The 25530-nt window shown below is 31.4% G+C and carries 26 protein-coding genes; 19 read left to right on the top strand and 7 right to left on the bottom strand.

The window, feature by feature from the left end:
- Positions 1-164 precede the first annotated feature (164 nt).
- Positions 165-1388, bottom strand: a complete 1224-nt coding sequence (locus tag VDP25_RS00710) for a response regulator transcription factor (protein ID WP_334465534.1) — start codon at positions 1386-1388, stop codon at positions 165-167.
- Positions 1389-2185: 797 nt separating this feature from the next.
- Between VDP25_RS00710 and VDP25_RS00705 the strand changes: the two genes are divergently transcribed.
- From VDP25_RS00705 to VDP25_RS00695, 3 genes are all read left to right on the top strand, one after another.
- Positions 2186-2359: a hypothetical protein gene (locus VDP25_RS00705; RefSeq protein WP_334465532.1), complete on the top strand. Its 174-nt coding sequence runs from the start codon at positions 2186-2188 to the stop codon at positions 2357-2359.
- A gap of 105 nt (positions 2360-2464) precedes the next feature.
- Positions 2465-4495, top strand: a complete 2031-nt coding sequence (locus tag VDP25_RS00700) for a tetratricopeptide repeat-containing sensor histidine kinase (RefSeq protein ID WP_334465529.1) — start codon at positions 2465-2467, stop codon at positions 4493-4495.
- 80 nt (positions 4496-4575) lie between these two features.
- The gene (locus VDP25_RS00695) at positions 4576-5244 is read left to right on the top strand and encodes a response regulator (protein WP_215926965.1); all 669 of its coding nucleotides are present in this window, start codon (positions 4576-4578) and stop codon (positions 5242-5244) included.
- 253 nt (positions 5245-5497) lie between these two features.
- On the opposite strand, the gene VDP25_RS00690 is transcribed toward VDP25_RS00695, so the two are convergent.
- Entirely contained in the window at positions 5498-5995 is a 498-nt protein-coding gene (locus tag VDP25_RS00690) for a DUF456 domain-containing protein (protein WP_334465524.1), read from the bottom strand.
- 216 nt (positions 5996-6211) lie between these two features.
- On the opposite strand from VDP25_RS00690, the gene VDP25_RS00685 reads away from it, so the two are divergent.
- From VDP25_RS00685 to VDP25_RS00670, 4 genes are all read left to right on the top strand, one after another.
- The gene (locus VDP25_RS00685) at positions 6212-6577 is read left to right on the top strand and encodes a BlaI/MecI/CopY family transcriptional regulator (RefSeq protein WP_334465522.1); all 366 of its coding nucleotides are present in this window, start codon (positions 6212-6214) and stop codon (positions 6575-6577) included.
- Between the two features lie 87 nt (positions 6578-6664).
- Positions 6665-8947: an energy transducer TonB gene (locus VDP25_RS00680; RefSeq protein WP_334465519.1), complete on the top strand. Its 2283-nt coding sequence runs from the start codon at positions 6665-6667 to the stop codon at positions 8945-8947.
- Positions 8948-8962: 15 nt separating this feature from the next.
- Positions 8963-10096: a tetratricopeptide repeat protein gene (locus tag VDP25_RS00675; protein WP_334465517.1), complete on the top strand. Its 1134-nt coding sequence runs from the start codon at positions 8963-8965 to the stop codon at positions 10094-10096.
- A gap of 113 nt (positions 10097-10209) precedes the next feature.
- A complete protein-coding gene (locus tag VDP25_RS00670; protein ID WP_334465515.1) occupies positions 10210-10686 on the top strand; it encodes a hypothetical protein in 477 nt (158 codons plus the stop codon).
- 91 nt (positions 10687-10777) lie between these two features.
- On the opposite strand, the gene VDP25_RS00665 is transcribed toward VDP25_RS00670, so the two are convergent.
- Genes VDP25_RS00665 through VDP25_RS00655 form a run of 3 tightly spaced genes read right to left on the bottom strand, consistent with a single transcriptional unit; the run spans position 10778 to position 13775 of the window.
- Positions 10778-11641 carry a hypothetical protein gene (locus VDP25_RS00665; RefSeq protein ID WP_334465513.1) on the bottom strand — a complete coding sequence of 288 codons (864 nt, stop codon included), beginning with the start codon at positions 11639-11641 and terminating at the stop codon, positions 10778-10780.
- 53 nt (positions 11642-11694) lie between these two features.
- Positions 11695-12843, bottom strand: a complete 1149-nt coding sequence (locus tag VDP25_RS00660) for a glycosyltransferase (RefSeq protein ID WP_334465511.1) — start codon at positions 12841-12843, stop codon at positions 11695-11697.
- Positions 12843-13775 carry a lysylphosphatidylglycerol synthase domain-containing protein gene (locus VDP25_RS00655; RefSeq protein WP_334465509.1) on the bottom strand — a complete coding sequence of 311 codons (933 nt, stop codon included), beginning with the start codon at positions 13773-13775 and terminating at the stop codon, positions 12843-12845. Before VDP25_RS00655 ends, VDP25_RS00660 begins: the two co-directional genes overlap by 1 nt.
- Positions 13776-13838: 63 nt before the next feature.
- On the opposite strand from VDP25_RS00655, the gene VDP25_RS00650 reads away from it, so the two are divergent.
- The 8 genes from VDP25_RS00650 (at position 13839) to VDP25_RS00615 (ending at position 21508) form a co-directional block, all read left to right on the top strand.
- Positions 13839-14477 carry an outer membrane beta-barrel protein gene (locus tag VDP25_RS00650; protein ID WP_215926983.1) on the top strand — a complete coding sequence of 213 codons (639 nt, stop codon included), beginning with the start codon at positions 13839-13841 and terminating at the stop codon, positions 14475-14477.
- A 4-nt stretch (positions 14478-14481) separates the two neighbouring features.
- Positions 14482-15036 carry a crossover junction endodeoxyribonuclease RuvC gene (gene ruvC, locus VDP25_RS00645; protein WP_334465504.1) on the top strand — a complete coding sequence of 185 codons (555 nt, stop codon included), beginning with the start codon at positions 14482-14484 and terminating at the stop codon, positions 15034-15036.
- Positions 15037-15073: 37 nt separating this feature from the next.
- Complete coding sequence (locus VDP25_RS00640; RefSeq protein WP_334465501.1) at positions 15074-15439, top strand: hypothetical protein; 366 nt, start codon at positions 15074-15076, stop codon at positions 15437-15439.
- A 61-nt stretch (positions 15440-15500) separates the two neighbouring features.
- Entirely contained in the window at positions 15501-16628 is a 1128-nt protein-coding gene (gene hemW, locus VDP25_RS00635) for a radical SAM family heme chaperone HemW (protein ID WP_334465498.1), read from the top strand.
- Positions 16629-16630: 2 nt separating this feature from the next.
- A complete protein-coding gene (locus VDP25_RS00630) occupies positions 16631-17380 on the top strand; it encodes a cyclase family protein (RefSeq protein WP_334465496.1) in 750 nt (249 codons plus the stop codon).
- A 2-nt stretch (positions 17381-17382) separates the two neighbouring features.
- Positions 17383-17733 carry a DUF4260 domain-containing protein gene (locus VDP25_RS00625; RefSeq protein ID WP_334465494.1) on the top strand — a complete coding sequence of 117 codons (351 nt, stop codon included), beginning with the start codon at positions 17383-17385 and terminating at the stop codon, positions 17731-17733.
- A 1-nt stretch (position 17734) separates the two neighbouring features.
- A complete protein-coding gene (locus VDP25_RS00620; protein ID WP_334465492.1) occupies positions 17735-18346 on the top strand; it encodes a DUF4230 domain-containing protein in 612 nt (203 codons plus the stop codon).
- A gap of 102 nt (positions 18347-18448) precedes the next feature.
- Entirely contained in the window at positions 18449-21508 is a 3060-nt protein-coding gene (locus VDP25_RS00615; RefSeq protein ID WP_334465491.1) for a CHAT domain-containing protein, read from the top strand.
- Here VDP25_RS00615 and VDP25_RS00610 read toward each other — a convergent pair.
- Together VDP25_RS00610 and VDP25_RS00605 are read right to left on the bottom strand one after the other, a co-directional pair.
- Complete coding sequence (locus tag VDP25_RS00610; protein ID WP_334465489.1) at positions 21485-22213, bottom strand: tetratricopeptide repeat protein; 729 nt, start codon at positions 22211-22213, stop codon at positions 21485-21487. The two genes, VDP25_RS00615 and VDP25_RS00610, sit on opposite strands and share 24 nt — an antisense overlap.
- Entirely contained in the window at positions 22206-22763 is a 558-nt protein-coding gene (locus VDP25_RS00605) for an RNA polymerase sigma factor (RefSeq protein ID WP_334465486.1), read from the bottom strand. The genes VDP25_RS00610 and VDP25_RS00605 overlap by 8 nt, the downstream gene beginning before the upstream one ends.
- 84 nt (positions 22764-22847) lie before the next feature.
- On the opposite strand from VDP25_RS00605, the gene VDP25_RS00600 reads away from it, so the two are divergent.
- The 4 genes from VDP25_RS00600 (at position 22848) to VDP25_RS00585 (ending at position 25473) form a co-directional block, all read left to right on the top strand.
- A complete protein-coding gene (locus tag VDP25_RS00600; protein ID WP_334465483.1) occupies positions 22848-23657 on the top strand; it encodes a DUF4412 domain-containing protein in 810 nt (269 codons plus the stop codon).
- Positions 23658-23684: 27 nt separating this feature from the next.
- Complete coding sequence (locus tag VDP25_RS00595) at positions 23685-24335, top strand: hypothetical protein (RefSeq protein WP_334465480.1); 651 nt, start codon at positions 23685-23687, stop codon at positions 24333-24335.
- A 132-nt stretch (positions 24336-24467) separates the two neighbouring features.
- Positions 24468-25037, top strand: a complete 570-nt coding sequence (locus tag VDP25_RS00590) for a hypothetical protein (RefSeq protein ID WP_334465477.1) — start codon at positions 24468-24470, stop codon at positions 25035-25037.
- A 79-nt stretch (positions 25038-25116) separates the two neighbouring features.
- Positions 25117-25473 (top strand): hypothetical protein, encoded by a 357-nt coding sequence (locus VDP25_RS00585; RefSeq protein WP_334465475.1) that lies wholly within the window; start codon positions 25117-25119, stop codon positions 25471-25473.
- The last annotated feature ends 57 nt before the right edge of the window (positions 25474-25530 follow it).

The raw sequence follows: 25530 nt of genomic DNA, 5'->3' as shown, positions 1-25530 counted from the left end.
GTGCTATTCTTTATTGCCCTTAAATATTTTAAAAATAATGATGTAAATAGGGAGGAATCTACGGTGGTTTCCAGGGTAATTTTTTATTATGACATTGTTATCATAATAAAAAACGCTTTTGACGGTTTTCTTGTGTCTAATATTTTAAGCCACTGTAAATTGGATTATAGTTCGTAGGTTTCTCGGAGTATGATGCGATTTTTTACACCTAAAAGTTCGTAGATAGCTTTTAGATGATATTTAACAGTATTTTCAGAAATATAAAGTTCAACTCCAATTTCTTTATTCGTTTTTCCTTCTTTAACTAATTTAATGACTTCGAGCTGTCTCTCGGTTAAATTATGTGATTCTAAAATATTTTTAGTGTTTGTTTTAGTATCAATTTTAGCAGATAAACGTTCAACTTCGTTACGTATATATTGATTTTCCCGTAATATTAATTTATTCTTTTGTTTATAAACACGTAATAATATTAAGAGTACAATGATTAATGTGATTATAATTGCAGAAATAACAACTAAGTAAATCTGCTGTTTTTTTTTAGCTTCTTGCTGAATTTTAAGTCTTTCTTCTTTGAGTCGGTTTTGTAAAGCTAAGAGCTTCTCGCTATGGTTGGTAAAATTGTACTGTTCTCTTTTTTCTGAAACTAATTGCTGTGTCTTTAAGGCGTTTTCATAGTCGTGAATGCGTTTATAATGTTGGGTTAAGCCTTCGTGCATTATAATATTATAGATTGGTACATCATGTTTTTCGGCATAATATAGACCCTTTTCAAAAGTTTGCATGGCTTTGTTGTAATCTCCAAGAGTTGAGTATAGTGTTAGCTTTGCTCTATATATATTAGGTAAGTGTTTAGGGTTGTCTTTTTCTAAAATTGATATGGCTAAGTTGTAATTCTCTTCTACTTTTTTGTAATCCTCATCCCAGAATGCCACAGCTCCTAATACGGTATAGTAGTGGGCAAGAGTTTCTCTAGTTAGGTGTTTAACAGTGTTGTCGTCAAACTTTTCGAGAAGCATTACTACTGTTGATTGATCTTGCATGTCGAAATAAACAAACATTTTTTCGGCTAAAATTTTTGATTCTAACTCTTCTCTATGGGTAGATTTTTTGGCTTCTAATTCAGCTTGTTCAAGCTTATTAATGGTCATTACATAATTGTAGACACGCTTAAATGTATAGGCCATTTGAATGTAAGCATGAGCTTTGTCAAATGGATCGGATTTAGGATCTTGAACAATCTTGTCTAATTTTAATAAAGAGGTCTCGTACTGTTGTTGGTCGTTGAGTTTAGAGATTTCATCCTCTAAGGTAATGGGATCAATATGTTGTGCAATGATTAGAGCAGGAAAGCAGTAAAAGATAATTTTTAAATAGTGGAGCAGCATTAGTGGATAGGATATTTTAAATAGTGAATAAAGTTTTAATTATACACTTATAAATGGAGTTTAATGTTCTGTAAGATTTTATTTGACAAACCTTAAATATATATAATAATTTTACTTAAAATTAATTTTCATATGCCATTTTCATTATGTCAATAAAGATTCACCTTGCGCTTTAGTTTTGGGTGACTTTTCTCTTTGTTAGACTGTATTTTGCTTGTTGTTTAATAGACTTGCTTAGGAGATTTTTAGCTTTTTTAATTTTGACTGACGAACTAAAAAAACAAATCTAAAAACACCAAAAGGACCTATATTTTTTCTACTACGTTTTTAATATTGTTTTGTAAGTGTTATGCTGAGATCTTTTTTTGCTTTATGAGTCATTGGCTTCTGGTATTGTCAAGTTTTTGAATTAAGCATTCATTTATTATAATAAAAAAATAGAGAATACGAATATTTTTTAGAGGTATAAAGCTCAAGTTATCAACAGGTTATGAACATGAAATGTGTTTTTGGTCGGACAATATATACCTTTCGTCGACATATCGTTTGGAAATTTCGTAAAGATATGTATCTTTGTAGTCCTCAATAAGCCCTCAAATCGCTTATAAAGGAAAATTTTAATCCATTTTACTATTAGGCATTTGCTTGTCTAGAAAAACGTCCCTCGTTTTAATTTATAGTACAATTTTAGGTAGCGCCTAAAATAGTTAATAATCCATTCCCTTCCCTCAATGTAACGTTATGCGTTGCGCAGTTTAATGTTGACTATTTTGTAAACCCTAAATTTATATATACATATGAAAACCCTAAAAATTACTATTGCCCTAGTCGCTGTATTATTATTAACTGTATCTGGAGTACAGTCTGAAGCTGTTGTAGCTAATAATGATGAACCTACTTATAACACGCATGAGAATTATGATTTAATTGCGCACACAAAAAATAAAGTTAAGTTAAAGACTAACGGTTAAACCTTCGTCAAAAAAATATATTAATAATTAGCCCTAATTACGATTAGGGCTTTTTGCCTTCCATATATTTAATATACCTTTGAGTAAATACTTATAATTAAATTGTTGAGGGCTTTATTTTTAATATTATTTTTATGTACAAAAATTTATGGTCAGAACTCTGGCCGTAATACGATAGCGATTCAGGTAGATTCACTTATAGAAGAATCTAAGAAGTCTAATTATTCGCAAGAGGAACGCATTGCTATCAGTCTTCAATCCGTTGAGATTGCTAAAACTTCAAAAATTGATTCTTTAGTATTAAAAGCAAATCGAAATCTATCTTTAAAATATTTTTATGCAGAAGATTATGACAAATACATCTCTGTAAATCAATTCAATTATAAATTAGCTAAAAAACTTAAAGACACTTCTGCTCTTGCTGTCTCTGCAGGGAATCTGGCGAGTTACTATAAGTTTGTTAAAGTCTATGATAGTTCTTTTTTCTATTTTTCTAAATCTCTAAAATATTATTCGACATTAAAAAATTATAAGGAAGAGGCGTATTCTTTAATGAGTATTGCAGATTTACAGTATAATGAGAAAGATTATACCTCGAGTGAAACCAATGCCATTCGGGCTATAAAACTTTTGAATGATTTACCAGAAAATGAAGATAATTTAGACGATTTATGGATCTTACATAATAGAATTGCCGGTATATTTTCGGAGCTTAATCAGTTTGATAAATCTATCCAATACCATGATAAGGCTATAGATATAGCTAACAAAATGAACGACGGTTTTCTTAATAGAGTTTTCTCTATCCATAATAAGGCATTTGTTTATAAGAAAATTGGAGATTACGATAAGGCTATTGAGTTGTATAGTAGTTTGTTGCCGTTGCGATCAAAGTATCATGAAGAGGATCCTACTTTTTATGCTTTAATTATGAGTAATCTTGGGCATACCCAACTGCTTAATGGCAATAGAAATTACTCCGAGCTTTCAAAAGCTTTTCATGAAGCACATGATTTAGCTGTACAGTATGATGATGATTTAATCAGGATTGCTGTAGATATTGATTTGTCTAAATTTTATCTCGAATTCGAGGAAAATGATTCAGCTTATATATATGCTGAGGAAGCTTATAACATATCCAAAAAGTTATATGCTAACAATTATACATTAGAAGCATTAATGCTGCTTTCAAAAATTAAAAAAGGCGAAGAAGGTAAACGTTATTTATATGAGTATATTAAGTTAAGCGATAGTTTAATAAATATAGAACGTAACGTTAGGAATAAATTCGCAAGAATAGAATATGAAACTGATCAGTTAGTTGCAGAAAACGAAAAAATTTCTAAAGAAAATTTATACTTACTTATCTTATCTATTGGTTTATTGGTAACAGCAATTTTAACTTATCTATTCGTTTCTCAACGTGCAAAAAATAGAAAGTTAAAGCTTATACAGGTACAGCAAAAAGCAAATGAAGATATTTATAACTTAATGTTAGTGCAGCAAGATAAAGTGGATGAAGCTAGAGCCAAGGAGAAAATAAGAATATCAAAAGAATTGCACGATGGTGTATTGGGAGGACTCTTTGGTGTGCGCTTAAGTTTGGATAGTATTAATTTTAAAGAAGGAAAAGAAGCTATGATGACTAGGGCTAAATATATTAGTCAGCTTCAAACTGTTGAACAAGATATACGTAAAATATCTCACGAATTAAATACTGATTTTGTAGCAGGATCTGGGTTTATGGATATTCTTACTGAACTTATTGAAAACCAAGCTGAAGCTTATAACTTAGAACATCAATTTAGTTATACGGATGATATTAGTTGGGATTTGGTGTCCAATAAAACCAAAATTAATATTTACAGAATCATTCAAGAGTCTATGCAAAATATCTATAAGCATGCTAATGCAAAAACGATAAAAATTAGTATTTCATTAGAAAAACACTTAATTTGCATAGATATTATTGACGATGGCAAAGGCTTTGATACTTCTAAAAGTAGAAAAGGTATTGGGTTAAAAAACATGAGATCTCGTGTTGAAGATATTGAAGGTGAGATTTCATTTTCGTCCCAGCCATACAATGGAACACAAGTTAATGTTCAGATTCCCTATATAAACCAATCAGCATGACCCGAGCGCAAAACGAATTTCAATATTTATTGTAATACGTTTAGTGTGAGAATAACATGTGACCAAAAAAAAATAACCACATGAATCATATCAACATTTTAATGGTAGATGACCACCCAATTATTATTGAGGGCTATCAAAATGTGTTAATGGCAACAAAGCAAAATGATCAAACTTTACATATAGATACAGCGCATAATTGTGACGAAGCAGTTATTATGATAGAGCGTGCATCAAAAAAATACCCATATCATGTTTGTTTTTTTGATATCAGTTTACCTGGATCAGAAGATGGCCAATATGCCTCAGGTGAAGACTTGGCTTTACTGGCAAAAAAATTAATGCCTAGAGCTAAGATTGTCATTCTTACCATGTTTAATGAAACGTTTAGAATTCATAATATAATTAAAGAAATAAATCCAGATGGCTTTCTTATAAAAAGTGATTTAACATCTATGGAATTGGCAGATGGTTTTCAGCAAATATTAAAATCTCCACCTTATTATAGTAGTACGGTTAATAATTATTTAAAGAAAACAATTTCTAGTGATATTTATGTTGATGATATTAATCGAAAAATTCTGCATTTGCTATCACAAGGTATTAAGACAAGAAGCTTAAATGAGTATGTAGATATTTCTACAAGTGCGATAGAAAAGCGAAAAAAACAACTTAAACTTTTGTTTTCTGTAGAAGATGGAAAAGACGAAACATTACTAAAAGAGGCCCGAGAAAAAGGGTTTTTATAAAAAAGAGATAAAATATGGCTTGTTTTTGATTAAAAAATACTCTTGAAAGCATTGTTAATGCTATAAACTACGGTTTCTCCACAGTAAGTTTACGGTTTTTCCACAGTAAAAAGTGGAAGCGCTGTCTTATCTTTACGCCATCAGCAAGAATTAATTAATCCCTCGTTAAGTAATTGTTGAATTAATAGCAAGAATTGAAACCTAGTCACATAGTATGCGGCTAGGTTTTTTTCTTATATAATGTTTTTAAGATTTAATACCAACTTGTGTTGTGTTCCGATAATTTGACAATAAAAAAGCCTAAGTAAATTATAGCAACAATAAATTTTAAAAAAGTAGATGCTATAAATCCTAAGAACGATCCAAAAGCAGCTTTTAATGCTTTATTAAAATCATTGCGATGCATCATTTCTCCAATAAGCGCACCAACAAAAGGGCCAATTATAATGCCAAATGGAATAGGAGAAAATAAACCAATAATTAAACCTAAAGTGGTGCCAATCATTCCAGCTTTACTACCACCAAAACGTTTGGTGCCAATGGCAGGAATAATATAATCTAGTATATAAATAAAAACGGCAAATACTAGAGTGACAATTAAAAAGGTTGTACTTAATTCTATGCCATCTGTAAAATGAAGCACTAAAAGACCAACCCAACTGGTTAGTGGTCCGGGTAAAACAGGAAGAAAACTACCTAGAATACCTAAGATCATTAAAAGTAGTGCTATGAGCACTAAAAAAATTTCCATATATATAATTTGAATTCATCTATACGTCGCAATAAGCAGACCAAAGTTACATTTATTAACTAAAAAATTAGTTTAAACTAATTTTTTAGTTATATTAGCAGTGTGATTTAGAAAAAATCATAAAAATGTATTTCAAGATTTAAGAGTAATTATAAATATAATCTCATTGAAAATCAATATGATAGTTGTGGGGTTGTAAATAAAGTATAGCACAAGATGAAACAGTTAACAAAAGCAGAAGAGGAAATTATGCAAGCTTTATGGCAGCTTAAAAAAGCCAATGTAAAATCTATAATTGAAATTTTACCAGAGCCTAAGCCTGCATATAATACGGTGTCTACAATCGTAAGAATTTTAGAAAGTAAAGGTTTTGTAAACTATGAGAAAAAAGGAAAAGGACATGTTTACTTTCCTATAGTTGCTAAGGAATCTTATAGTAATCAGTCTATTAATAAATTAGTAGACAATTATTTTCAAGGTTCTTTTAAAAGTATGGTGTCGTTTTTTGTTCAGAAAAATGATGTGGATGTCAAAGACATTGAAACCTTACTAGACGAAATCAATAAAAACAAACCGCAGTAGTTCTTTTATTATAAAAATTGAACGCTATCTAGTATATAAAGTTCAATAAGAGCACTAAACAATTAAATAGTAACAAATTAAAAAATTATGCTGTATTCTATTCTTCAAATTATAGCTTTTCAAGCGTTGTTTTTATTGATATACGATTTGTTTTTAAAGCGCGAAACCTTCTTTAATTACAATAGAGCGTATTTAATAATTACGTCTGTATTAGCGCTTGTGTTACCATTTCTTAAGTTTCCTCAACTAAAAACGATGGCCACAAAAGATATGGTCATTCATTTACCAGAAGTGTTTATTGGAACAAAAACGCCTACGGTTTACGACATTCAAACGGCAGAACTAGCTGGTATTATTTTAGAGGATCCAGAAACTCCACTTTGGCAAATAATTGCAGTAATAGGCATTGTGATAGCCTCATTGATTTTTCTAGCTAAAATCACCAAATTATATTGGCTAAAACATAAAAATCCAAAACGTTGGAAAGGTAATATCCTTATTGTTAAGCTCATTAAAAGTAGTGCGGCATTTTCGTTTTTCAACACCATATTTTTAGGAGAACATATTTCAGAGTCCGAAAAACCAACGATTTATAAGCACGAACTAGTGCATATTGAAGAATATCACACCGTAGATTTGTTGTTTTTTGAATGGCTTAGAATCGTATTCTGGTTTAATCCTTTAGTCTATATCTATCAAAATAGAATAAAAGAATTACACGAATATATTGCCGATGCCAAAGCGGTAAAGCAAAGTGGTAAGGCAGATTATTATACAAGTTTACTCAATCAGGTTTTAGATGTTAATCAGGTGTCTTTTACCAATACATTTTTTAATAAATCATTAATCAAAAAACGAATCGCTATGTTACAAAAATCAAAATCAAAACAGCTTCATCTCATAAAATACGCCTTGTTAATTCCTATGGTTTTTGGGATGTTAATTTATACGTCTACAGAAGTTAGAGCGCAGAAAAATAAAGAGCAAAACGAACAAGTTGTTGATCAGGAAATTACTGATGAAGCCTTGATTGTTAAATATTACAATGAGTTGGTTGCTATGAAAAAGGCCGGAGCTGATTTTAATGAGCTTTTTGAATATGCAGGATTTAGTGATAATAGTTTAGAAAAGTATCTGCTGTCTAAAGAAGAGTTTTTTAAAATGCATGCTTTTAGATTGTATATGTCGGATAGTTATGTTCAAAAAAAATCAGAAGATGGGACGCTTAATCAAGAGGATCTCGATTATTCTGAATTTATGAAAGAAAGCAGGTATAAAAACTATGCAGAATATAAAACGTACAAAAATACAAAAGCAGCAAAAGAACATTGGGAGTTAAATACTCAAGATGGTATTCTTAAATTATTTGTAGAAGATTTAGCAAATAAAACAAAAGAAGAAGAAGCTAGGTTTAATGGCTTGCTAAAGCAGTTAGAAAGTGATTCATATTTTAAAAAACTTGTAGTTACAGACGGTATACAGACGTTTGCAATAGATTCTTATACTTCAAACCAAACTACAGAAACAGTTATAGAGATTGATGAAAACATAGAAGTTCCTTTTTCAGTTATAGAAGAAACGCCAACGACATTTGAATGTAAAGATTTAGAATCTAATAAAGAACGAAAAGACTGTTTTAGTAACTTTGTAACCAAGCACATCGGTAAAAACTTTAATACAGATATAGGTGATAATTTAAGTCCAGGAAAAAAACGAATCTTTGTACAATTTAAAATTGATAAAGATGGTTCTGTTAAAGACATTAAAGCTAGAGGTCCAAGTCCAGAACTAGAGATTGAAGCTAAGCGTGTTATAGCAACCTTACCGCAGTTTATTCCAGGCAAACAAAAGGGTGACGTTGTGGTTGTGCCTTTTTCTATTCCTATTGTTTTTCAGATTCATGGAGATTCTAAAAACGTAATAGATCTTAAAAAAGATAGCTTACAAGTACTAGAAAGCTTAAGGAAACGTGCTGTAAAGCGTTTAAACGATAAAGAAAATGTGCCTTTTAGTGTCGTTGAAATAGCACCAGCTCACTCGAGTTGCGTAGATCGGTCTTCAGAGGCAGACAAAAGAGCATGTACGGTGAGTACTATTAATTCATTTGTAAATAAAAATTTTAATCTCAATTTAGCGCAATCATTGGGATTGTCTTCTGGTAAAAAACGAATTTTAGTGCAATTTACAATAGATAAAAATGGGGATGCTAAAACTATTAGAGCTAGAGGGCCACATCCTAAATTAGAAGAAGAAGCCGTTAGAGTTATAAAATTATTACCACAATTTATACCTGGGCAACAAAATGGTGAACTTGTAAATGTGCCGTTTTCTTTACCAATTGAATACCAAATTCACGGCTCTAAAAAATAATAATTGTAATTGCGTATGAAACTATTTTTGGGGCTATTAACGGTCGTGTTTACCTTAAATTTAAATGCACAAAACTCTAAGGCGGAAGCAGATCATCTCTATAGTAATGGCAACTTTTCCAAAGCTATAGAGGTTTATAAGTCTTTAGAGAATTTAGAGGAGGTTTACGATGATATTGCAAAAGCGTATATGGCTATAGGGAATTATGGAGAAGCTTTAAATAATTATGAAAAAGCCATACAAGCGAATGCAGATGACCTTTTGTTGCAGTATGAATACGCAAAATTGTTAGCAAGAACAAAACAATATAAAGACGCTAATCAGCGATTTTCAAACTTAATTGCATCCGATAGTTTAAACCCTAATTACTATTATGAATTAGGTGTGGTTTTAGAAAAGCAAAAAGACACTACGGCATTACAGCAATTTCAAAAAACATTTAAGCTGGATGCAACACATCAAAAAGCCATTTTTAAAATAGCCAAACATCATTTAATAAAACGAAATTTTATAGAGGCACATCGTTATATAGATAAAGGATTAGAAAGTTATAAAAACAATATAGAGTTGATCAGTTTAAAAGCCCAAACCTATTACCATCAAGACTATTATACACATGCTGTTGTTTGGTTTAATAAATTGTTGGATTTGGGCGAAAAATCTGAGTTCATACATGAAAAGCTAAGCTTGAGTTACGCGCAAAATTCAGATTACGAAGACGCCATTTATCACAGGAAGCAAGCCTTAAAATATAACCCAAACGATGCTAGTGCAATATTTGTTATTGGTACGTATTACGAGAGGTTAAGCGATTTTGAAAACGCAGAAGCGTATATTTCTAAAGCCATAAAACTTCAAGATCGATCGTTAGCAGACGAGTATCAACGATTGGGAACGCTTTATAATCGACAGAAAAAGTATGACCAAGCTATTAAAGCCTTTCAGAAATCGTTAAAAGAAGATCCTTCCAATATCATGGCCGAGTTTTATATTCTTAGAACTAAAGATGAATATTATGCTGATACAGATAGTAAAATTAAGCTGTATGAGCAATTTATTGAGAAGAAGGCAAAAAGCCCATTTTTGAGCTATGCTAAAGGTCGGCTTAAAGAATTAAAGCAAGAAAAATTTTTAGAAGAAGAAGAATAATTCCTCATAAAAAATGAAATCAACGCATAGAGCTAAGGCTTCAATCTAAAAGCGAAGTTGTCTAGCCGCTTTTTGAATAAAATATCGTACTTTTCGCTATCAGAACACTAGTAATGAATCGAATTGTTTGTCTTTTAATCTTGCTTTTTGCAACCTCTTGCAATTATTTTGAAAAGAAGAAAGTTTATCCTGAAGATTTGCTTGAGGAAGAACTGCAAACCTTTAATTGGAATGAAGTAGATACTTACCCAACGTTTACTGATTGTGAATACATGACTTCTAAAGAGGATAGTAAAATGTGTTTTCAAAATACATTAATCACTAATGTTAATCGGTATTTAGAAGCTCAAAATTTAGTGGTTTCTAATGATGTTAATGATACTATTACACTTAAAATTAAGATTGATAATTTGGGATTATTAGAAATAGAATCCATTAATATTCAGCCAGAAACTATACAGGAAATCCCGGAAATAGATAGTCTGCTAAGACAAAGCTTACAACATGTTCCAAAAATATTTCCAGCAATAAAAAGGGGACAACAAGTGACTACTGCGTTTGAATTACCTGTAATAGTAAGGATTGATTAAAACGTTATTAGGTCTATTTTAGCCTAATGAAGTATTTTTTATAAAACTATCAAACAGGCTTTAAAAATAGCGCGATAAAAGAATCGTATTATTACAAATTAAATTTATAACCTACAGCAATATCGGTTGAAAAATTACCTTGATTGTCTAAAAAAATAGCGAATAATTCTCCATAAGTAATTGTAATATAACCACTAGAACCAACTTTGATGTCAGATCCTATTCCAAAAATGAAAGGAATATCAAACGACGTCTCACTTTGGCTTTCTTGTTTTCCGCTAGCATCTTGAAAAGAAGAACTGGCAATATTTACAGTCGCTAATTTTACTTGACCATAAATAGAAAATGTAGGTTTGTTTATTATTCTATAACGATACCCTAATGCAGCTTCGTTTGTGCTATAGTTAAAATCTTCATCATCAAATGTATGACGCCCTTGAATAAATCCAGAATGACGCTGAGAAGAATTAGCTTCAAAAATTTCTAATTCTCCACCAATGAGCAGTACTTTTGTGTTTTCAGGATTATTAACAAAAGGACTGTTCGTCAATCCGCCAAAAACACCTAATCTAAAGCCTACTTTTCGAGATGTTGCTACTGAGGTATAAGTTGAGTCTGCAGACATATTATAAGTGTTAATAAAAGCTTTAAGGTCGTAAAGTGTAAATTTTAGCTTATCTGTTGCCGTGCCATTTGTAAGATTATTTAGTGTGGTTTTGTATTCTTCAAGGAAATTTCGTTTGCTTTCTTTTGTGTTCTTTAATTCGGTAATAGTGCCATTTTCAGATTTAACAAAATAGCGATAGTTACCGTCATCACTCGTCCAAAGTAAATCTAACGTTCCATCTACTTCTGTTTTAAGCTCAAGCGTTTCTCCATTAATTGTATAGTTTTCTTGACTATGATTAAATTGAAAAGTCAAAAACAAAAGCATTGATAATAGTATGTTTTTCATTTGAAGTTTGGAGTTGGTTTAAGTAAAGCTACCTAATTTTTTTTAAAAGAGCACTATTTCTTAACGCTTCTGCCTTTCCAATGATAAGATTTAAAGAATGATAGGAATGCAATATAGACACTAAAGAAGGGATAAATGAGACTAGAAAACATATAAGAAAGCAATAGGTTTTCTTGTTTAAAAAAGCGTGCTGCTTTAAATAATAGTAAGAAGTCAATGCTAAATTTAATCACAAATAAAGCTATGGCTATTTTAGGAGTTATATAATTAAGAAAAGCAGCTGGCATAAGTAATAAACAGGTTAAATTTCCCAGTAAAACAATTAAGCCAACACATTTTGCAAACCAATTATTGTAATTACTTGTTTTTGAAGCCCAACGTAAACGTTGCTGTATTAATTGGTCTATATTTTTTACAGGATAAGTTGTTACAATTGCCTTCTTAGATTTTAGATAGTGCACCTTTTTTGGCGCTTTTTTCCATATTTTTTCAAGTATAAATATATCGTCTCCACTTGATATGGTATCGTTACCTTGAAAACCGTTAACAGAAATAAATTCAGATTTTAGGTAAGCAAAATTAGCACCATTACACATTAATGGTTTTTGAATACCAAAGCCACCAATAGTAGCGCCTTGCAAACTCAAAATGTCTAAAGTTTGAAAGCGATTAAAAAATGAGGTCTTACCATGATAGGTTACTGGAGCAACAATGCAGTTGGGTTGGTTAATTTGAATACATTCATCAAACGTGTCAAGCCAATACTTTGGTAAAACACAATCTGCGTCAGTCGTAATTATCCAATGGTGTTTAGATTGTTTAATGGCAGAGGTTATGGCATCTTTTTTTGGTGAATTAGAGGTTCTTTCATTTTTAATTATCCGAATAGTGCTAGCTAGAGTATTTTTTTGTTTACTTAAGGTTTTGAGAATTTTTTCAATAATTAAAACCGAATCATCTTCAGAATCGTCATCTACTAAAATAACTTCAAAGAACCCGTTGGGATAATTTAGTTTTGTTATTGAATTTAGTAATCTTGGAAGGTTTTCGGCTTCATTCCGAAATGGGATTACAATAGAAAATTTTGTTTTAGGAGGTAAATCTTGTAGCTTAAAGTCTTCAATTTTATCAAAACCATAAATAAGTACACCTATAACAAAGAGGTATATAATTATTGTGATAATGGCTAATAGCGCAATCATTATTCTACAGGTTTTGGCAGTTTAAAATTTAATACATAATAACTTCCAAATATACTCGGAATTACAAAATTAAATAGCCACATAAGGGTTGTAATTGAAAGAATGGTAAGCTCGTTGACTTCAAGATAACCAAATAAAAAGACCGCAATGCTACCTTTAATAATCACATCAAAAATTGAAATAGATGGTATAATAGATGCTAAAAAATACATACTTGTAATTACAACCATTGCTTTGGTATAATCAACATCAATACCAAAAACAGTTAATAAATAGTAAAACTGAAATGAAAATATAAGATATCTAATAGAGGATAAGCAAAGGGTTATAGCATGTGTTTTTAAGGTTATTGATTTTATAAAATCGATTACAGCTACAAGTGAATAGCCTTTAATTTTAAAGCGTTTTTGTTTTACTCCTAAAGTTATAAGAGAGCCTAGTATTATAAGTATTGCCACAAACCTCACCATATTATAATAATTAACATCAATCTGATAGTGGCTCACAAATAGTATACAACCCATAAGACCAAAGATGGTCGTTACTATCATTTGTGTCATATTACCCAAGAGGTTAAGTAATACAATTCTAGTTCTAAGGGTTTTTGTAAAGTACATTGCTTTTGCTCCATAATCTCCAATGCGATTTGGTGTAATTAGCGATGCTGTATGGCCTCCTAAACTTTGTTCTAATGCAGCTTTAAATGAAATGTGTTTTATTGTTTTGACTAAATTTTGCCATTTTAAAATTTCAAAAAACCAATTAAAACTACTTAAAAGGATTAAAAAACTAATGTTTTTAAGTGAAAATGAATCATTTTTCTTTAAAAATGCAATAAATTCATTGAGTTGTAAATTCTCATTTTCAGAAAGTTTAGAATAGATAAAATAAAATGCACCAAAGACAATACTCAATTTAATAAGTACAAACAAGAATTGTTTAGTTTTGTAAGGCGCATTAGAGTACATATTACAAATAAAACCAAAAACTTACAGATGCAACATTATTTTAAACATTACCTTTTCTTTTTTATTGTCGTTTTTATAAGCTTTAAGAGTCAGGCACAATTTAAAGATACAGCCAAGTGGAAAGCACTTTTTGCAGTGGGTGTTAATTACCCAACAACCGATGGTTTTGTAAAAGGCTCTTATGCTAAATCCGTAAATTTTCCAACGATAAATTTAGGACTTCAGCATATGTTGACTAAACGCTATGGTGTAAAATTAGATTACGGATTTAATCGGTTCTCTAATGATGATAGTACGCCAGAATTTAAAATCAACTATTCACGTATTAATGCGCAATTTGTATATGATCCTACAGAATATTTTACTTTTTTGCCAATGCGATTACGCACAGTTGCACATGCAGGGCCAGGTATAGCAATGGTAAAACCGTTAGGTACATTGCGTGATAATAAACAGACGTATTTAAACCTTAATGCAGGATTAGAAGTGCATTATGCCATAAACGAAAAAGTAGCTATTTACGCAGATATGGCTTATTTATATGGAGTAACGTCTTTAGATGATTACAATCCGGTGTTAAGTGGTTTGGGAGCTTTTAATGGAAGCGTTTTTAACCTTACCTTTGGCTTGGCAGTTTCATTAAGTGGTTGCCAGTATTGCGATTAATTATATGAGCAAAGAAAAAATTATTTTAGGCATAGATCCAGGTACAATAATTATGGGCTTTGGACTCATAAAAATTGTAGGTAAAAAAATGGAATTTCTGCAACTTAATGAACTGATGCTCAAAAAGTATGACGACCATTATTTAAAACTCAAACTTATTTTTGAACGTACGGTAGAGCTCATAGATACCTATCATCCCGATGAAATAGCAATTGAAGCTCCGTTTTTTGGTAAAAACGTACAGAGTATGCTTAAATTAGGTCGTGCACAAGGTGTTGCTATGGCTGCAGGTTTGTCGCGCGAAGTGCCTATTACCGAATATGCTCCTAAAAAAATTAAAATGGCGATTACCGGAAATGGAAATGCCAGCAAAGAGCAAGTCGCTAAAATGTTGCAAAGTATGTTAGGGCTTAAAACAATTCCTAAGAATTTAGATTCTATGGATGGTTTGGCTGCTGCCGTTTGTCATTTTTATAACGAAGGACGTGTTGAGGTTGGTAAAAGTTATTCGGGATGGTCTGCTTTTGTAAAGCAGAACGAAGGGCGCGTTAAAAAATAAGCCAATTGTAATCGGATTATTCAGTTAAAAACAGAACATGAGAATCATCATTTTATTTGTTGTATTACTTCAATCTTTAGTAGGATTCAGTCAAGGGCAAGTTGAAATGAATGATATTGCTCATGAAAACTATTACCAATCTCAAAAAATTAAAGATTCATTAGTTATTGAATTGAAGCGTATAAATAGTAAGGATTCTACATTTATAACAGCTTTTGAAGCTTCAGAAAAACTTTGGGAAACTTTTGTTGAAGGCCAGTTTCAATTGAAATTTCCAGAATATGAATCTTGGGAAACGAGACGAGAAATTTATGGCAGTCAATTTGATATGCTTTATTTTAATTTCATGAAAATGTATTGTGATTTAAGAATTTCAACCTTGTATGACTTATTTGAAGAATAAGAAAAAATTTGATTGCAACCGACTGCAAACTGCGACTAAATACTGAATACTGAAAACTAATATGAGCGGCATCTACATTCACATACCATTTTGCAAGCAAGCGTGTCATTATTGCGACTTTCATTTTTCAACCTCTTTGAAGAAAAAAGATGAACTTATAAATGCGTTGTGTCAAGAATTAGAACTTCGTAAAGGTGAATTTAAAAATTCCAGCGTAGAAACTATTTATTTTGGAGGTGGAACACCGAGCTTATTAATGAATGATGAATTACAATTTATAATAAATTCAGTTTATAAAAATTACAAGGTTTCAGACCACCCAGAAATTACACTTGAAGCCAATCCAGATGATTTATCTAAAGAACGCATCATAGCACTCTCTAAGAGTCCAATCAATAGGTTGTCTATAGGTATTCAATCCTTTTTTGAAGCGGATTTAAAACTGATGAATCGTGCACACAATGCCAACGAAGCTAAATCGTGTTTAGAAGAAGCCACTAAGTATTTCGATAATATTTCTTTAGATTTAATTTACGGCATTCCAGGAGCCTCAAACGTGCAATGGTTGGCAAATATAGAAATGGCTTTAAGTTTTGGAGTGCCTCATATTTCAAGCTATGCATTAACCGTTGAGCCTAAAACGGCTTTGGCGTCTTTTATTAAAAAAGGCATTATAGATAATGTGGATGACGAGCAAGCGCATGAACAATTTCATATGTTGAAAGATAAGTTAGAAGCTTCCGGGTTTGTACATTACGAACTCTCTAATTTTGGAAAAGACGGGTATTTTAGTAAAAACAATTCGGCCTATTGGCAAGGGAAATCTTATCTCGGAATTGGACCGTCGGCACATTCGTTCAATGGAAAACAACGTGGATGGAATGTAAAAAATAATTCTAAATACATAAATGCTATAGCAGAACATGAGTTGCCCATTGAGATTGAAACGTTAACACAAACCGATCAGTACAATGAATATATAATGACAGGTTTGCGTACCATTTGGGGAGTTTCATTTCGTAAAGTAGAAGAAGACTTTGGTCTCGTTTTTAAAGATTACTTAATTGAGCAATCAGAAGTTTTTATAAATCAACAATTATTGTATATTGATGATGGACATTTACGCGTCACAAAAAAAGGACAGTTTTTGTGTGATGGTATTGCCAGCGAATTATTTAAAATCAATTAAACGTGTTAGCAACAATACAATTCAAATCGAAAAAAAGAACTATAGATTTATCACAACCTTTAGATATTTCAATACCTCTAACAGGAAAACCTAATAATGTAAATGCATGGTATTTAGATCCTCCTAAAATTGAACCTGAAATTATAGATGGTGAAATTGTAAGTGTGGCTAATGGCGCTGTGGTAAATTTTAATACCATTACTTTTAATCCGCATTCGCATGGTACACATACAGAAACGGTTGGTCATATTACAGAAAAAGTCTATTCTATAAACCAACATTTAAAACAGTTTTTCTTTTTAGCGGAAGTGGTAACGGTTGCTCCAGAAAAGCAAGGCGACGATTATGTGATTTCTAGAAAACAATTACAGTTTGCCTTAGGCAATAAAAAACGCGAAGCCATTGTGATTAGAACCATGCCCAATACACGTGATAAATTCACCAAGCAATATTCTAATACCAACCCAACGTATTTGTTAGAAGATGCCGCAGAGTATCTAAAAAACAAAGGAGTAAAACATCTTCTTATTGATTTGCCTAGTGTAGACAAAGAGCAAGATGGAGGCGAACTCTTAGCGCACAATGCGTTTTGGAATACTAAGGGGAAATTACGATTAGATGCTACAATTACAGAATTTATTTATGTGTCTAATAAAATATCAGATGGTTGTTATATGCTTAATCTTCAAATTGCACCATTTGAAAACGATGCAAGTCCAAGTAAACCTATATTGTATAAGGTAATAGTGTAATTATGAAATTTGTTTTAAAGCTAGAAGAATTAGGAATGTTTGTTTTTGGTATTTTCTTGTTTAACCAACTTAGTTATGCTTGGTGGTGGTTTTTAGCTTTAATTTTAGTGCCAGATATTGGTATGTTAGGTTATATTTTTAATACTAAAATAGGAGCAACAGTCTACAATATGTTTCATCATAAAGGTTTAGCAATACTTATTTATTTTCTTGGCATGTATTTTGAAATTGAATGGCTGAAATTAGTGGGTATTATTTTATTTGCTCATGCATCTATGGATAGAATCTTTGGCTATGGATTAAAATTTGATGACGCATTTAAAAACACGCATTTAGGAGAAATAGGTAAATAGCATGGAAACATTTTTTATAATCATTATTAGCATTTTAGTGACTTTAGGTTTGGTAACCATATATAAACAATGGAAGACTAAAAAAATCACTAATGAACAGTCCATTTTAATATTAGACAAAATAAAACGCGTCTGTAAATTTGTTACCGTTGAAGGTGATTTTGCAGAGATCTATCATTATGAAGACGTAAAAGAAAAGTTCTTAAAATTAATTTCTAGTCGAAAAAAAGCTTTAGTCGTCATTAATGCTAAAGCGCATGTTGGCTTCGATTTGGGTAAAGTGCAAATGTCTTCAAACGCTAAAACAAAAACAGTTCATTTAACACATTTTCCACAGCCAGAAGTGCTATCTATTGAAAGCAATATAAATTATTATGATAAGCGCGATGGTATGTTTAATAAGTTTGAAGCTGCCGATTTAACGGAGTTACAGACTAGAGCTAAATCGCATATTATGGAAAAAATTCCAGAAAGTGGCTTGTATAATATCGCAAAACAAGAGGCTTTAGAAGCCATTCATCTTATTGAAAATTTAGTAGAGACTATTGGTTGGAAATTAGATTATACGGCATTAAAAATTGAAGGAGAAGAGACTAAAAAAATGTTGAAGTGATGCTATGTTATTTATGATTTATTTTGAAATTATAACAAAAGTCAACTTAATTCTTAGCTGCGACAGGTTAATTGTTTAATTTTAATGTAATTAACCAATACAATGAAGCCCTATCCTTTCATTTACTTGTTTATTATATCCTTGTCTTTTGGGTATTCTCAAAATATTTATCAAAAAGATACCTTAACTATTCTTGCCGATTCTTTGCAATTAAAAGGGGAGTACGACCAAGCACTAATTTTTAGGAAGCAAGCGATACAAACCTTAAATAATTCTTCTGTAGATTATCAAACGTATCTTAAAGCCAAGCTTTTTCATACCAATTCTGCAAGTATGGAGTTTAAAAGTTATGACTACCATAATGTAGATAAAACTATAACTAAAAAGGTTCGTGAACAGTATTTAGATAGTGCTTTGCAATCGGCTATAAGCGCCAGGGATTTATATAGTAGAGAGAAACATCCAGATAGAATATTTCAGTACCAAATTCAAAATCGTATATATCATCAAACGGCTTATTTAGGGAATTGGGAACACGCTTTAGAACAGGCTCAATTGGGTTATGAAGTTTTAAAAGATACACTCTCTAATAAAGATAAATCCTTTGTAGATTTAATTTATGATATTGGGTTTATCTACAGCGCACTAGGTGATTATTCTAAAGCCGTAGAGCATTACCAAACCTCACTCGATTTATATAAAAGTATAATTGGAGAATATAACACCGATGTGGCGCAAGCCTACAATAATATTGCTGTAGAGTATAGGTATTTAGGATTGAAGACAAAGGAATTAGAATCCCTTTTAAAAGCAAAAACCATTTGGGAAGCCCTTGATGAAAATGATAATCAACAGTTCCTTTACAGTTGTTATGGAAATTTATTTTATTGGTATTCCTACTATGGAGATTTTGATAAAGCAGAAGAGTATATTCTAAAAAAAGATAAATTAAGAACCATTGCTAAAACCACTAAAAACAATCTTCTATTAAGGAATAAGGAGGAAATTTACGAAGATCAATTGTCTAATTGGTACGATTTAATGTTGCATTATTCTCGAAAGAAGGACACGCTTAAAACCGTTTATTATACAGATGCGATAATAAAAACTATTGATACACGTAAAAAATTATCCAGGTTTGAAGTCAACACTTTAAGCGCTACATTAAAATTTTACGCGTCAATTATCGCAACTAAACAGCCTGAAAAAGCGTTGCAATTGTTAAATAAAACCATTGCCATAACAGAAGATTATAAAACGGAGTATTACACCAAAGCGTTCAGTACTAAATTATATAAAGCAGAATTACTCATAGAAGGAAGAAACTTTGATGAAGCTTCAATTTTGTTAGATCAATTAAAGGATTTTAAAGAAGATGAAGCGACTTCAAGCCAATTTAAGTTGGCGATTCTAAATGCGAAAACAGCACAAGGGCTAGACCAAAAGGAAGCATCAAAGCACTATTTTGATGAAGCTTTTAGAGTAGTGAATAACTCTAATAAAACAATTGAAGATTTAAAACTTGAAGATTTAAAACCTTTAATTTCATTTGAAACGATTGCTGGATTCTTGGCCATGGGCGATTTTTATTTTGAACGTTATAACGAAGACCATTCTAAAATAAATTTAGAAAAAGCGACACAGCGTTATGTTTTGGCCTCTGAAATTTACAATCAATTGTATTTAGGGCAGCGCTATAACGAAAGTTTGTTTTTAAACTATAATGCTATAAATAAAGGCTTATTAAAAGTGGCTTCGGCACAATCTGATGATACAAGTTTGTTATCCGAAATTTTAAATAGTATTGAGAATAACGGTTCAAAATTAACATGGTCTAAATTTGTGTTTAACAACCAAAGACAGCAGTTAAATATTCCACAAAACTTAATTAATCAAGAAGAGAATATTAAAGCCCAACTTAACTTTTATCAGAAGGCTTTAATTGATTTGAAACAAGGTTCAGACGAAAAAAAATCACTTTGGCAGAATAAGATTTTCAAACTAAAGAACGATTTAGACAAGTTGCAAGATTCAATAAAGCAACAAAATCAAACCTACTATCAGTTTAATGTACAACACTTCGATATCAAAACTTTGCAAGAGGATTTAAAAGATAACGAAGGCGTTGTAAAATATATTTTTACGGAGGATAAATTATATCCTTTTTTAATAACTAAAAGTCAGATTAAAATCTTGCCACAAAGTGATAAAACCATTGTGATAAGTGCTTTAAAAACATGTTTATCGACTTTAAAAGAAAGAACACCAAATTATCAAGAATCATTTAAGAGGTTATCAACTTTGTTATTGCCTCAACTAAATTATGGAGACTATGAGAAGCTCACTATTATTCCTGATGGTGCAATACATTATTTGCCTTTTGAAGCGTTTCTTTTGGAGGAGAATATGCCTTTGATAAGCTATGGGTCTTCATTATTGCTTTATCAGGAACAGAAAAAAATTAAATCAAGCTTTGAAAAGGTGAAAATAGGAGCGTTTTCAGCGTCTAATTTGGAGTCAAAATTACCTAAAGCGTCCAGTGAATTAAATGCTATTCTGAACATTTTTAATGGAGATGCCTTTTTGAATGCTTCTAAGTTAAACTTTATGAACCAGGCCAATAATTTTAATGTGTTGCATTTGGCCATGCATTCAAATATTGATGAGGTTCACCCTGAATTTTCATCACTTAATTTTTATGGTGAAGAAGATAATCTGCTGTTCATTTCAGAATTGTATAACGAAACTTTAAAGGCTAATATGGCGGTTTTAAGTGCCTGTGATACTGGAAATGGTTTTTATGAAAATGGCGAAGGTGTTATTAGTTTGTCTCGCGCTTTTAATTATGCAGGAGTTCCAAGTACAGTGATGAGTTTATGGAAAGTAGAAGACGAAGCTACTGCTAAAATAATGTCGTATTTCTATACGCATTTAAAGCAAGGTGAATTTAAAGATGAAGCACTTAAAAATGCCAAATTAGACTATTTAAAACACACAGATGACGACTTGCTAAAACATCCTTATTATTGGTCTGGTTTTGTTATTAGTGGTAATACCGATGCTCTTGTAGAGACGCAATACTATTGGGTATATGTGCTTATTGGGCTTTTTGTAGGTGTTCTCTTTTTTAGAAAACGATTAATTCAGTTTTTTAAGAAGTGATGTTGCTTCCGTTTTTTTGAACGTTTCACCAGAATCTAGTAACGCGTTTAGCTCGTGTTTCGCTTTGTCTGTTTGTTTTATTTTTAGATAGGCTAAGGCTAAATACCAATGCGAGCGATGGGTTAATATATCTGAATATTTTAAATGTTCCTTGAATTTTTCAATAGCCAAATTGGTGTCTCCTAAAGCCAAAAGACTATTGCCTTCATAAAATAAGAGCTCAGATTGTTTTGAAGTTTGATAGGAGGATTCAAATAAAGCTATAGCTTGTTTATAATTTTGTTCATCATAAGCTATAAATGCGTTATTTAAAATGGTTTCATGATCTGCTGATCGTACAATAGGTGATGTTACATTTTTTGAAGGTTCAAAATAGGTTGAAAATAATTTTTCTTCATTACTATTTGAAGTCATAAAAAAATTAATACTAAACATTATCAATATAAGTCCTGCGGCTGCTATTAGAGGCTTTAACCATGTTTTTGTAGTGCTTTTTTCTTCCGGAATATATTCAGACTCATAAGACTCTAATTGCTTTTTAAATTGTGCGTCATCTTCTGTTTCAGTAACTGTTCTCACAGTTTTAAGGAAATCTACTTCTTGTTTAAAATTGGGATTAGTATCGTAAAGTTTTTGGAATTCTAGAGATTCGTCTGTTGTCAACCTCTTAGAAAAATACTTTTCTATTAGTGTTTCGTTAGTCATTATTTAAGGGGTTTTTTATCAGGTTTTTCAATGTTTTCAGGCAACGCGATTTTTGACTTCGCACTACGCCTTCATTTTCATAACCTTCTAAAGTTGCTATTTCATCATTAGTTAGTCCTCTGTAAAAACTCAATGTTAACATTTGCTGGCAACTTTTTCCTAATTGCTTAAAATAATGACGAAGTAATTCTTGCTCTTTAGTAAGCTTTTCTGAGGTATCTATAGTAATTTCTTCATAATCAGCATCTGCTTTATGTAGTATAAGATCATAAGATTGCTTGGAGGAATACTCTTTTAATTTATTGTAAATAAGATGTTTTCCAATACCAAAAAGATAGGTTTTAAAGCTGCTATTGACGTCCTGTAGTTTTCCTGATATGGCGTGTTTTCTAATCGCTAAAAACGCTTCTTGATAGATGTCTAAGCTATCAGCTTCTGCAATATTATATTTTTTAGAAAAGAAAATAAATTCATTTCTATAATCGCCATAAATCACTTTGATGAGCTTGGTGTCATCGTTTTTTAGAGCATCAACAAAATGTTGTTCCATAGAAATTTAGAATTTTTTTTTAGAAGATGTTAACATCTGTGATTTTTCCTTCACTAAAGATAAATCATTCTAAATCAAATCAACATGAAAAGTAAAAATACTTGTGTTATTGTATCTATTGTTTTTTGCTTGTTTTCTATCTCAACATCTCAAGCTCAGTTTTTAAATAAACTTAAAAAGCGAGTAGAGCAAAAGGTGGAAAACGCTGTCATTGAAAAAGCCGCTGATAGAGCGTCTGAAAAAGCTACTAAATCCATGGATAAGGCTTTTGATACTAATCCATTTGGGGGTAGCAAAGAAAAAGCCGAAGCCTCTTTAGTTGCCGATTCTTATGATTTTACTTGGAAATATTCTTTAAAAATGACCACCAAAGAAGGCGAAATGGTTTTTGATTATTATTTAAAACCAGATGCTTCTTATTTTGGATTTACTACCGCTGTCATGGAAAGTATGTTTACGGTTATGGATAATGAAAACAAGGTAACTGTAATGTTTATGGAATCTGAAGGTAATAATATAGGTATGGTAAACCAAATGCCAGAGTTAGATATTGAAGAGGCAAATAACGAATCGGACCAATTTAAATTTGAAGTGTTACCAGAAAAAACAGTAAATGGTTTTAACTGCAAAGGAGTTAAAGCCACTAATGCGGAGTATGAAATGGTCATGTATTTTACTAACGAAACCGAAGTGAGTTTTGATGATATCTTCAAAAATAAAACCACTAAAATACCAACACAGCTTAAAGATTATTTTGATCCTAATGAGAAAACACTCATGATTTCTATGGATATGCAAAATTTAAAAAAGAAAAAAGAAAGCGCAACGATGGAGTGTATTGGCTTGGAGGAGGTGAAACGGAACATAGAAAAATCGGATTATAAATTCATGTAAAAAAGAGAAAAATTTAAAACATCATCTATGAGAACAAGTCCTAATATATTGAAAACATTATTGCCACTTATGCTTATGATCGTTTTTATGACGTCTTGTAAGGAAGATTCAAAATCTTCTGGCACGACTAAATCTAAGGTTGTTGAGGAGGTGTTGAATGAAGTGACTGGTAAAAATGAAAATATAAATGATAAATATGCAGAACTACGTAAAGAACTAGGTACAAAAACACCATTAACTAATGAGCAACTTATTGAAGCATTTCCCAAACGATTAAAAAATCTAAGTATAGATAAGTCAGAAGAACATAAGCTTGAACCTAAAATTATTGGAAGTCAAAACGTTGCAGGACATTTTGGAGATGATACTATAAGAATTGAAATTTTAGACGCAGCTGGCCAGAAAGCTGTTGGTGCGATTATACCTTTAAAAATGTTAGAGCTTAATAAAATAACTTCCGAGAGTAATAATACTATAAGATATTCAAAAAAAGAGCGAAACGGGATATTGACTTTTGGTACTGATCGCGATGAAAATACTAAAGCAGATTTTCAATCTGAACTAAGATTTCTCTACAACAACCGGTTTTATGTAACGGTAGAAGGTAAAGCAATGGATACTAACGCGCTTTGGGATGCCATGGGAATTGAAAATCTACAGAAGTTTAAAAATTTATAGTAATACGTGAAGCCTATTATTTATAGTCATTCAGTTGGTTTAAAAATAGAAGAAAGAAGGATAGAATGCAATCAATAATAAAAACACAACTCATAAAATTATCTCATGGTCAAATTTCTAAAGAAGCTTAACATGAAAATTGTAAAGATCAATTTACTAATTCTATTGTTTTCTATGATGGCATTAGCTTGTAATAACCAGGGAAACAAAGAGGATAGCTCTCAAAATAAGATAGCAGCAAAAAATGAAAACCCGATAAAAGGGTCTGTTGTTGATTCCCCTTGTGAATTGGTTTCGTTACATGAAATAAAAAGCATGTTTGCCATTGAAGAATATCCTATAGAACTGAAGGACGTAGTTTACACCTATCCAACTTGTATTTATAAATGGGAAGACGAAAAGGTGACGACATCAAGATCATTTGGAGGTCAAGAATTTAAAACGGCAAAGTCTAGTGAAGTTTTAATTGTGATGGTAAAAAAAGCTAACGAAACCATGTTTAAGCAATCCACATCAGTTTACAAACAGCCTCAAGAAATTTCCAATTTAGGAGCTGTGGCAGTTTGGGATTCTAGGATGTCTCAGTTAACGTTTCTTTCAAACCATTATATGTTTCATGTACATATTAAAGTATCTAATGAAGACCATGATAACAAACAAAAAGCCATAGCGGTTGCTCAACTTATTATTGGAAAAATCTAGAAATAAATAATAGAAATCAATTTAAAAAATAACAATATCACCTTCAAGTTTTAGAAAAACAATTAAAACCATAAACAAAATGAAAACTCAAAAACACATGACACGCTCAAATACTTTATTAATCACTTTACTCATAACATGTATCGGGCTAACCAGTTGCGGTGGCTCAGATGACGATGGTGGCGACTTTAACAATACAGATTGTAATAATTGGTCAGAACAATATTTGGCTCAAGCCAATGCATATTCGACCGCATCTAACGCTTATGCTACCAATCCAACCTTAGCCAATTGCCAAAATTATAAAACGGCTGGCTTAAACTTTATAGAGGCCTTAGAAGATGTTATCGATTGTGTTCCAAATGCAAATAAACAAGGTTTTTTAGATGATATAGATCAGTATAAAGAACAAATTAATGCAACGGACTGCAATTAAATAAAGGCTTTCCAACTGTCTGGTTTTTCTAAATAAACCAGACAGTTTAAAAAAAGA

Origin of the sequence: Winogradskyella sp. ECml5-4, from assembly GCF_036903175.1 — a bacterium.
GTDB lineage: Bacteria > Bacteroidota > Bacteroidia > Flavobacteriales > Flavobacteriaceae > Winogradskyella > Winogradskyella damuponensis.
Note: the sequence above shows the minus strand (reverse complement) of the source record. Positions and strands in the feature narration are given on the sequence as shown.

Bases quoted from the DNA above. Each gene is read 5' to 3' on its own strand.
- VDP25_RS00710 (WP_334465534.1), bottom strand. From the start codon at position 1,388: ATGCTGCTCCACTATTTAAAAATTATCTTTTACTGCTTTCCTGCTCTA.
- VDP25_RS00705 (WP_334465532.1), top strand. From the start codon at position 2,186: ATGAAAACCCTAAAAATTACTATTGCCCTAGTCGCTGTATTATTATTA.
- VDP25_RS00695 (WP_215926965.1), top strand. From the start codon at position 4,576: ATGAATCATATCAACATTTTAATGGTAGATGACCACCCAATTATTATT.
- VDP25_RS00690 (WP_334465524.1), bottom strand. From the start codon at position 5,995: ATGGAAATTTTTTTAGTGCTCATAGCACTACTTTTAATGATCTTAGGT.
- VDP25_RS00685 (WP_334465522.1), top strand. From the start codon at position 6,212: ATGAAACAGTTAACAAAAGCAGAAGAGGAAATTATGCAAGCTTTATGG.
- VDP25_RS00680 (WP_334465519.1), top strand. From the start codon at position 6,665: ATGCTGTATTCTATTCTTCAAATTATAGCTTTTCAAGCGTTGTTTTTA.
- VDP25_RS00675 (WP_334465517.1), top strand. From the start codon at position 8,963: ATGAAACTATTTTTGGGGCTATTAACGGTCGTGTTTACCTTAAATTTA.
- VDP25_RS00670 (WP_334465515.1), top strand. From the start codon at position 10,210: ATGAATCGAATTGTTTGTCTTTTAATCTTGCTTTTTGCAACCTCTTGC.
- VDP25_RS00665 (WP_334465513.1), bottom strand. From the start codon at position 11,641: ATGAAAAACATACTATTATCAATGCTTTTGTTTTTGACTTTTCAATTT.
- VDP25_RS00660 (WP_334465511.1), bottom strand. From the start codon at position 12,843: ATGATTGCGCTATTAGCCATTATCACAATAATTATATACCTCTTTGTT.
- VDP25_RS00650 (WP_215926983.1), top strand. From the start codon at position 13,839: ATGCAACATTATTTTAAACATTACCTTTTCTTTTTTATTGTCGTTTTT.
- ruvC (WP_334465504.1), top strand. From the start codon at position 14,482: ATGAGCAAAGAAAAAATTATTTTAGGCATAGATCCAGGTACAATAATT.
- VDP25_RS00640 (WP_334465501.1), top strand. From the start codon at position 15,074: ATGAGAATCATCATTTTATTTGTTGTATTACTTCAATCTTTAGTAGGA.
- hemW (WP_334465498.1), top strand. From the start codon at position 15,501: ATGAGCGGCATCTACATTCACATACCATTTTGCAAGCAAGCGTGTCAT.
- VDP25_RS00625 (WP_334465494.1), top strand. From the start codon at position 17,383: ATGAAATTTGTTTTAAAGCTAGAAGAATTAGGAATGTTTGTTTTTGGT.
- VDP25_RS00620 (WP_334465492.1), top strand. From the start codon at position 17,735: ATGGAAACATTTTTTATAATCATTATTAGCATTTTAGTGACTTTAGGT.
- VDP25_RS00615 (WP_334465491.1), top strand. From the start codon at position 18,449: ATGAAGCCCTATCCTTTCATTTACTTGTTTATTATATCCTTGTCTTTT.
- VDP25_RS00610 (WP_334465489.1), bottom strand. From the start codon at position 22,213: ATGACTAACGAAACACTAATAGAAAAGTATTTTTCTAAGAGGTTGACA.
- VDP25_RS00605 (WP_334465486.1), bottom strand. From the start codon at position 22,763: ATGGAACAACATTTTGTTGATGCTCTAAAAAACGATGACACCAAGCTC.
- VDP25_RS00600 (WP_334465483.1), top strand. From the start codon at position 22,848: ATGAAAAGTAAAAATACTTGTGTTATTGTATCTATTGTTTTTTGCTTG.
- VDP25_RS00595 (WP_334465480.1), top strand. From the start codon at position 23,685: ATGAGAACAAGTCCTAATATATTGAAAACATTATTGCCACTTATGCTT.
- VDP25_RS00590 (WP_334465477.1), top strand. From the start codon at position 24,468: ATGAAAATTGTAAAGATCAATTTACTAATTCTATTGTTTTCTATGATG.
- VDP25_RS00585 (WP_334465475.1), top strand. From the start codon at position 25,117: ATGAAAACTCAAAAACACATGACACGCTCAAATACTTTATTAATCACT.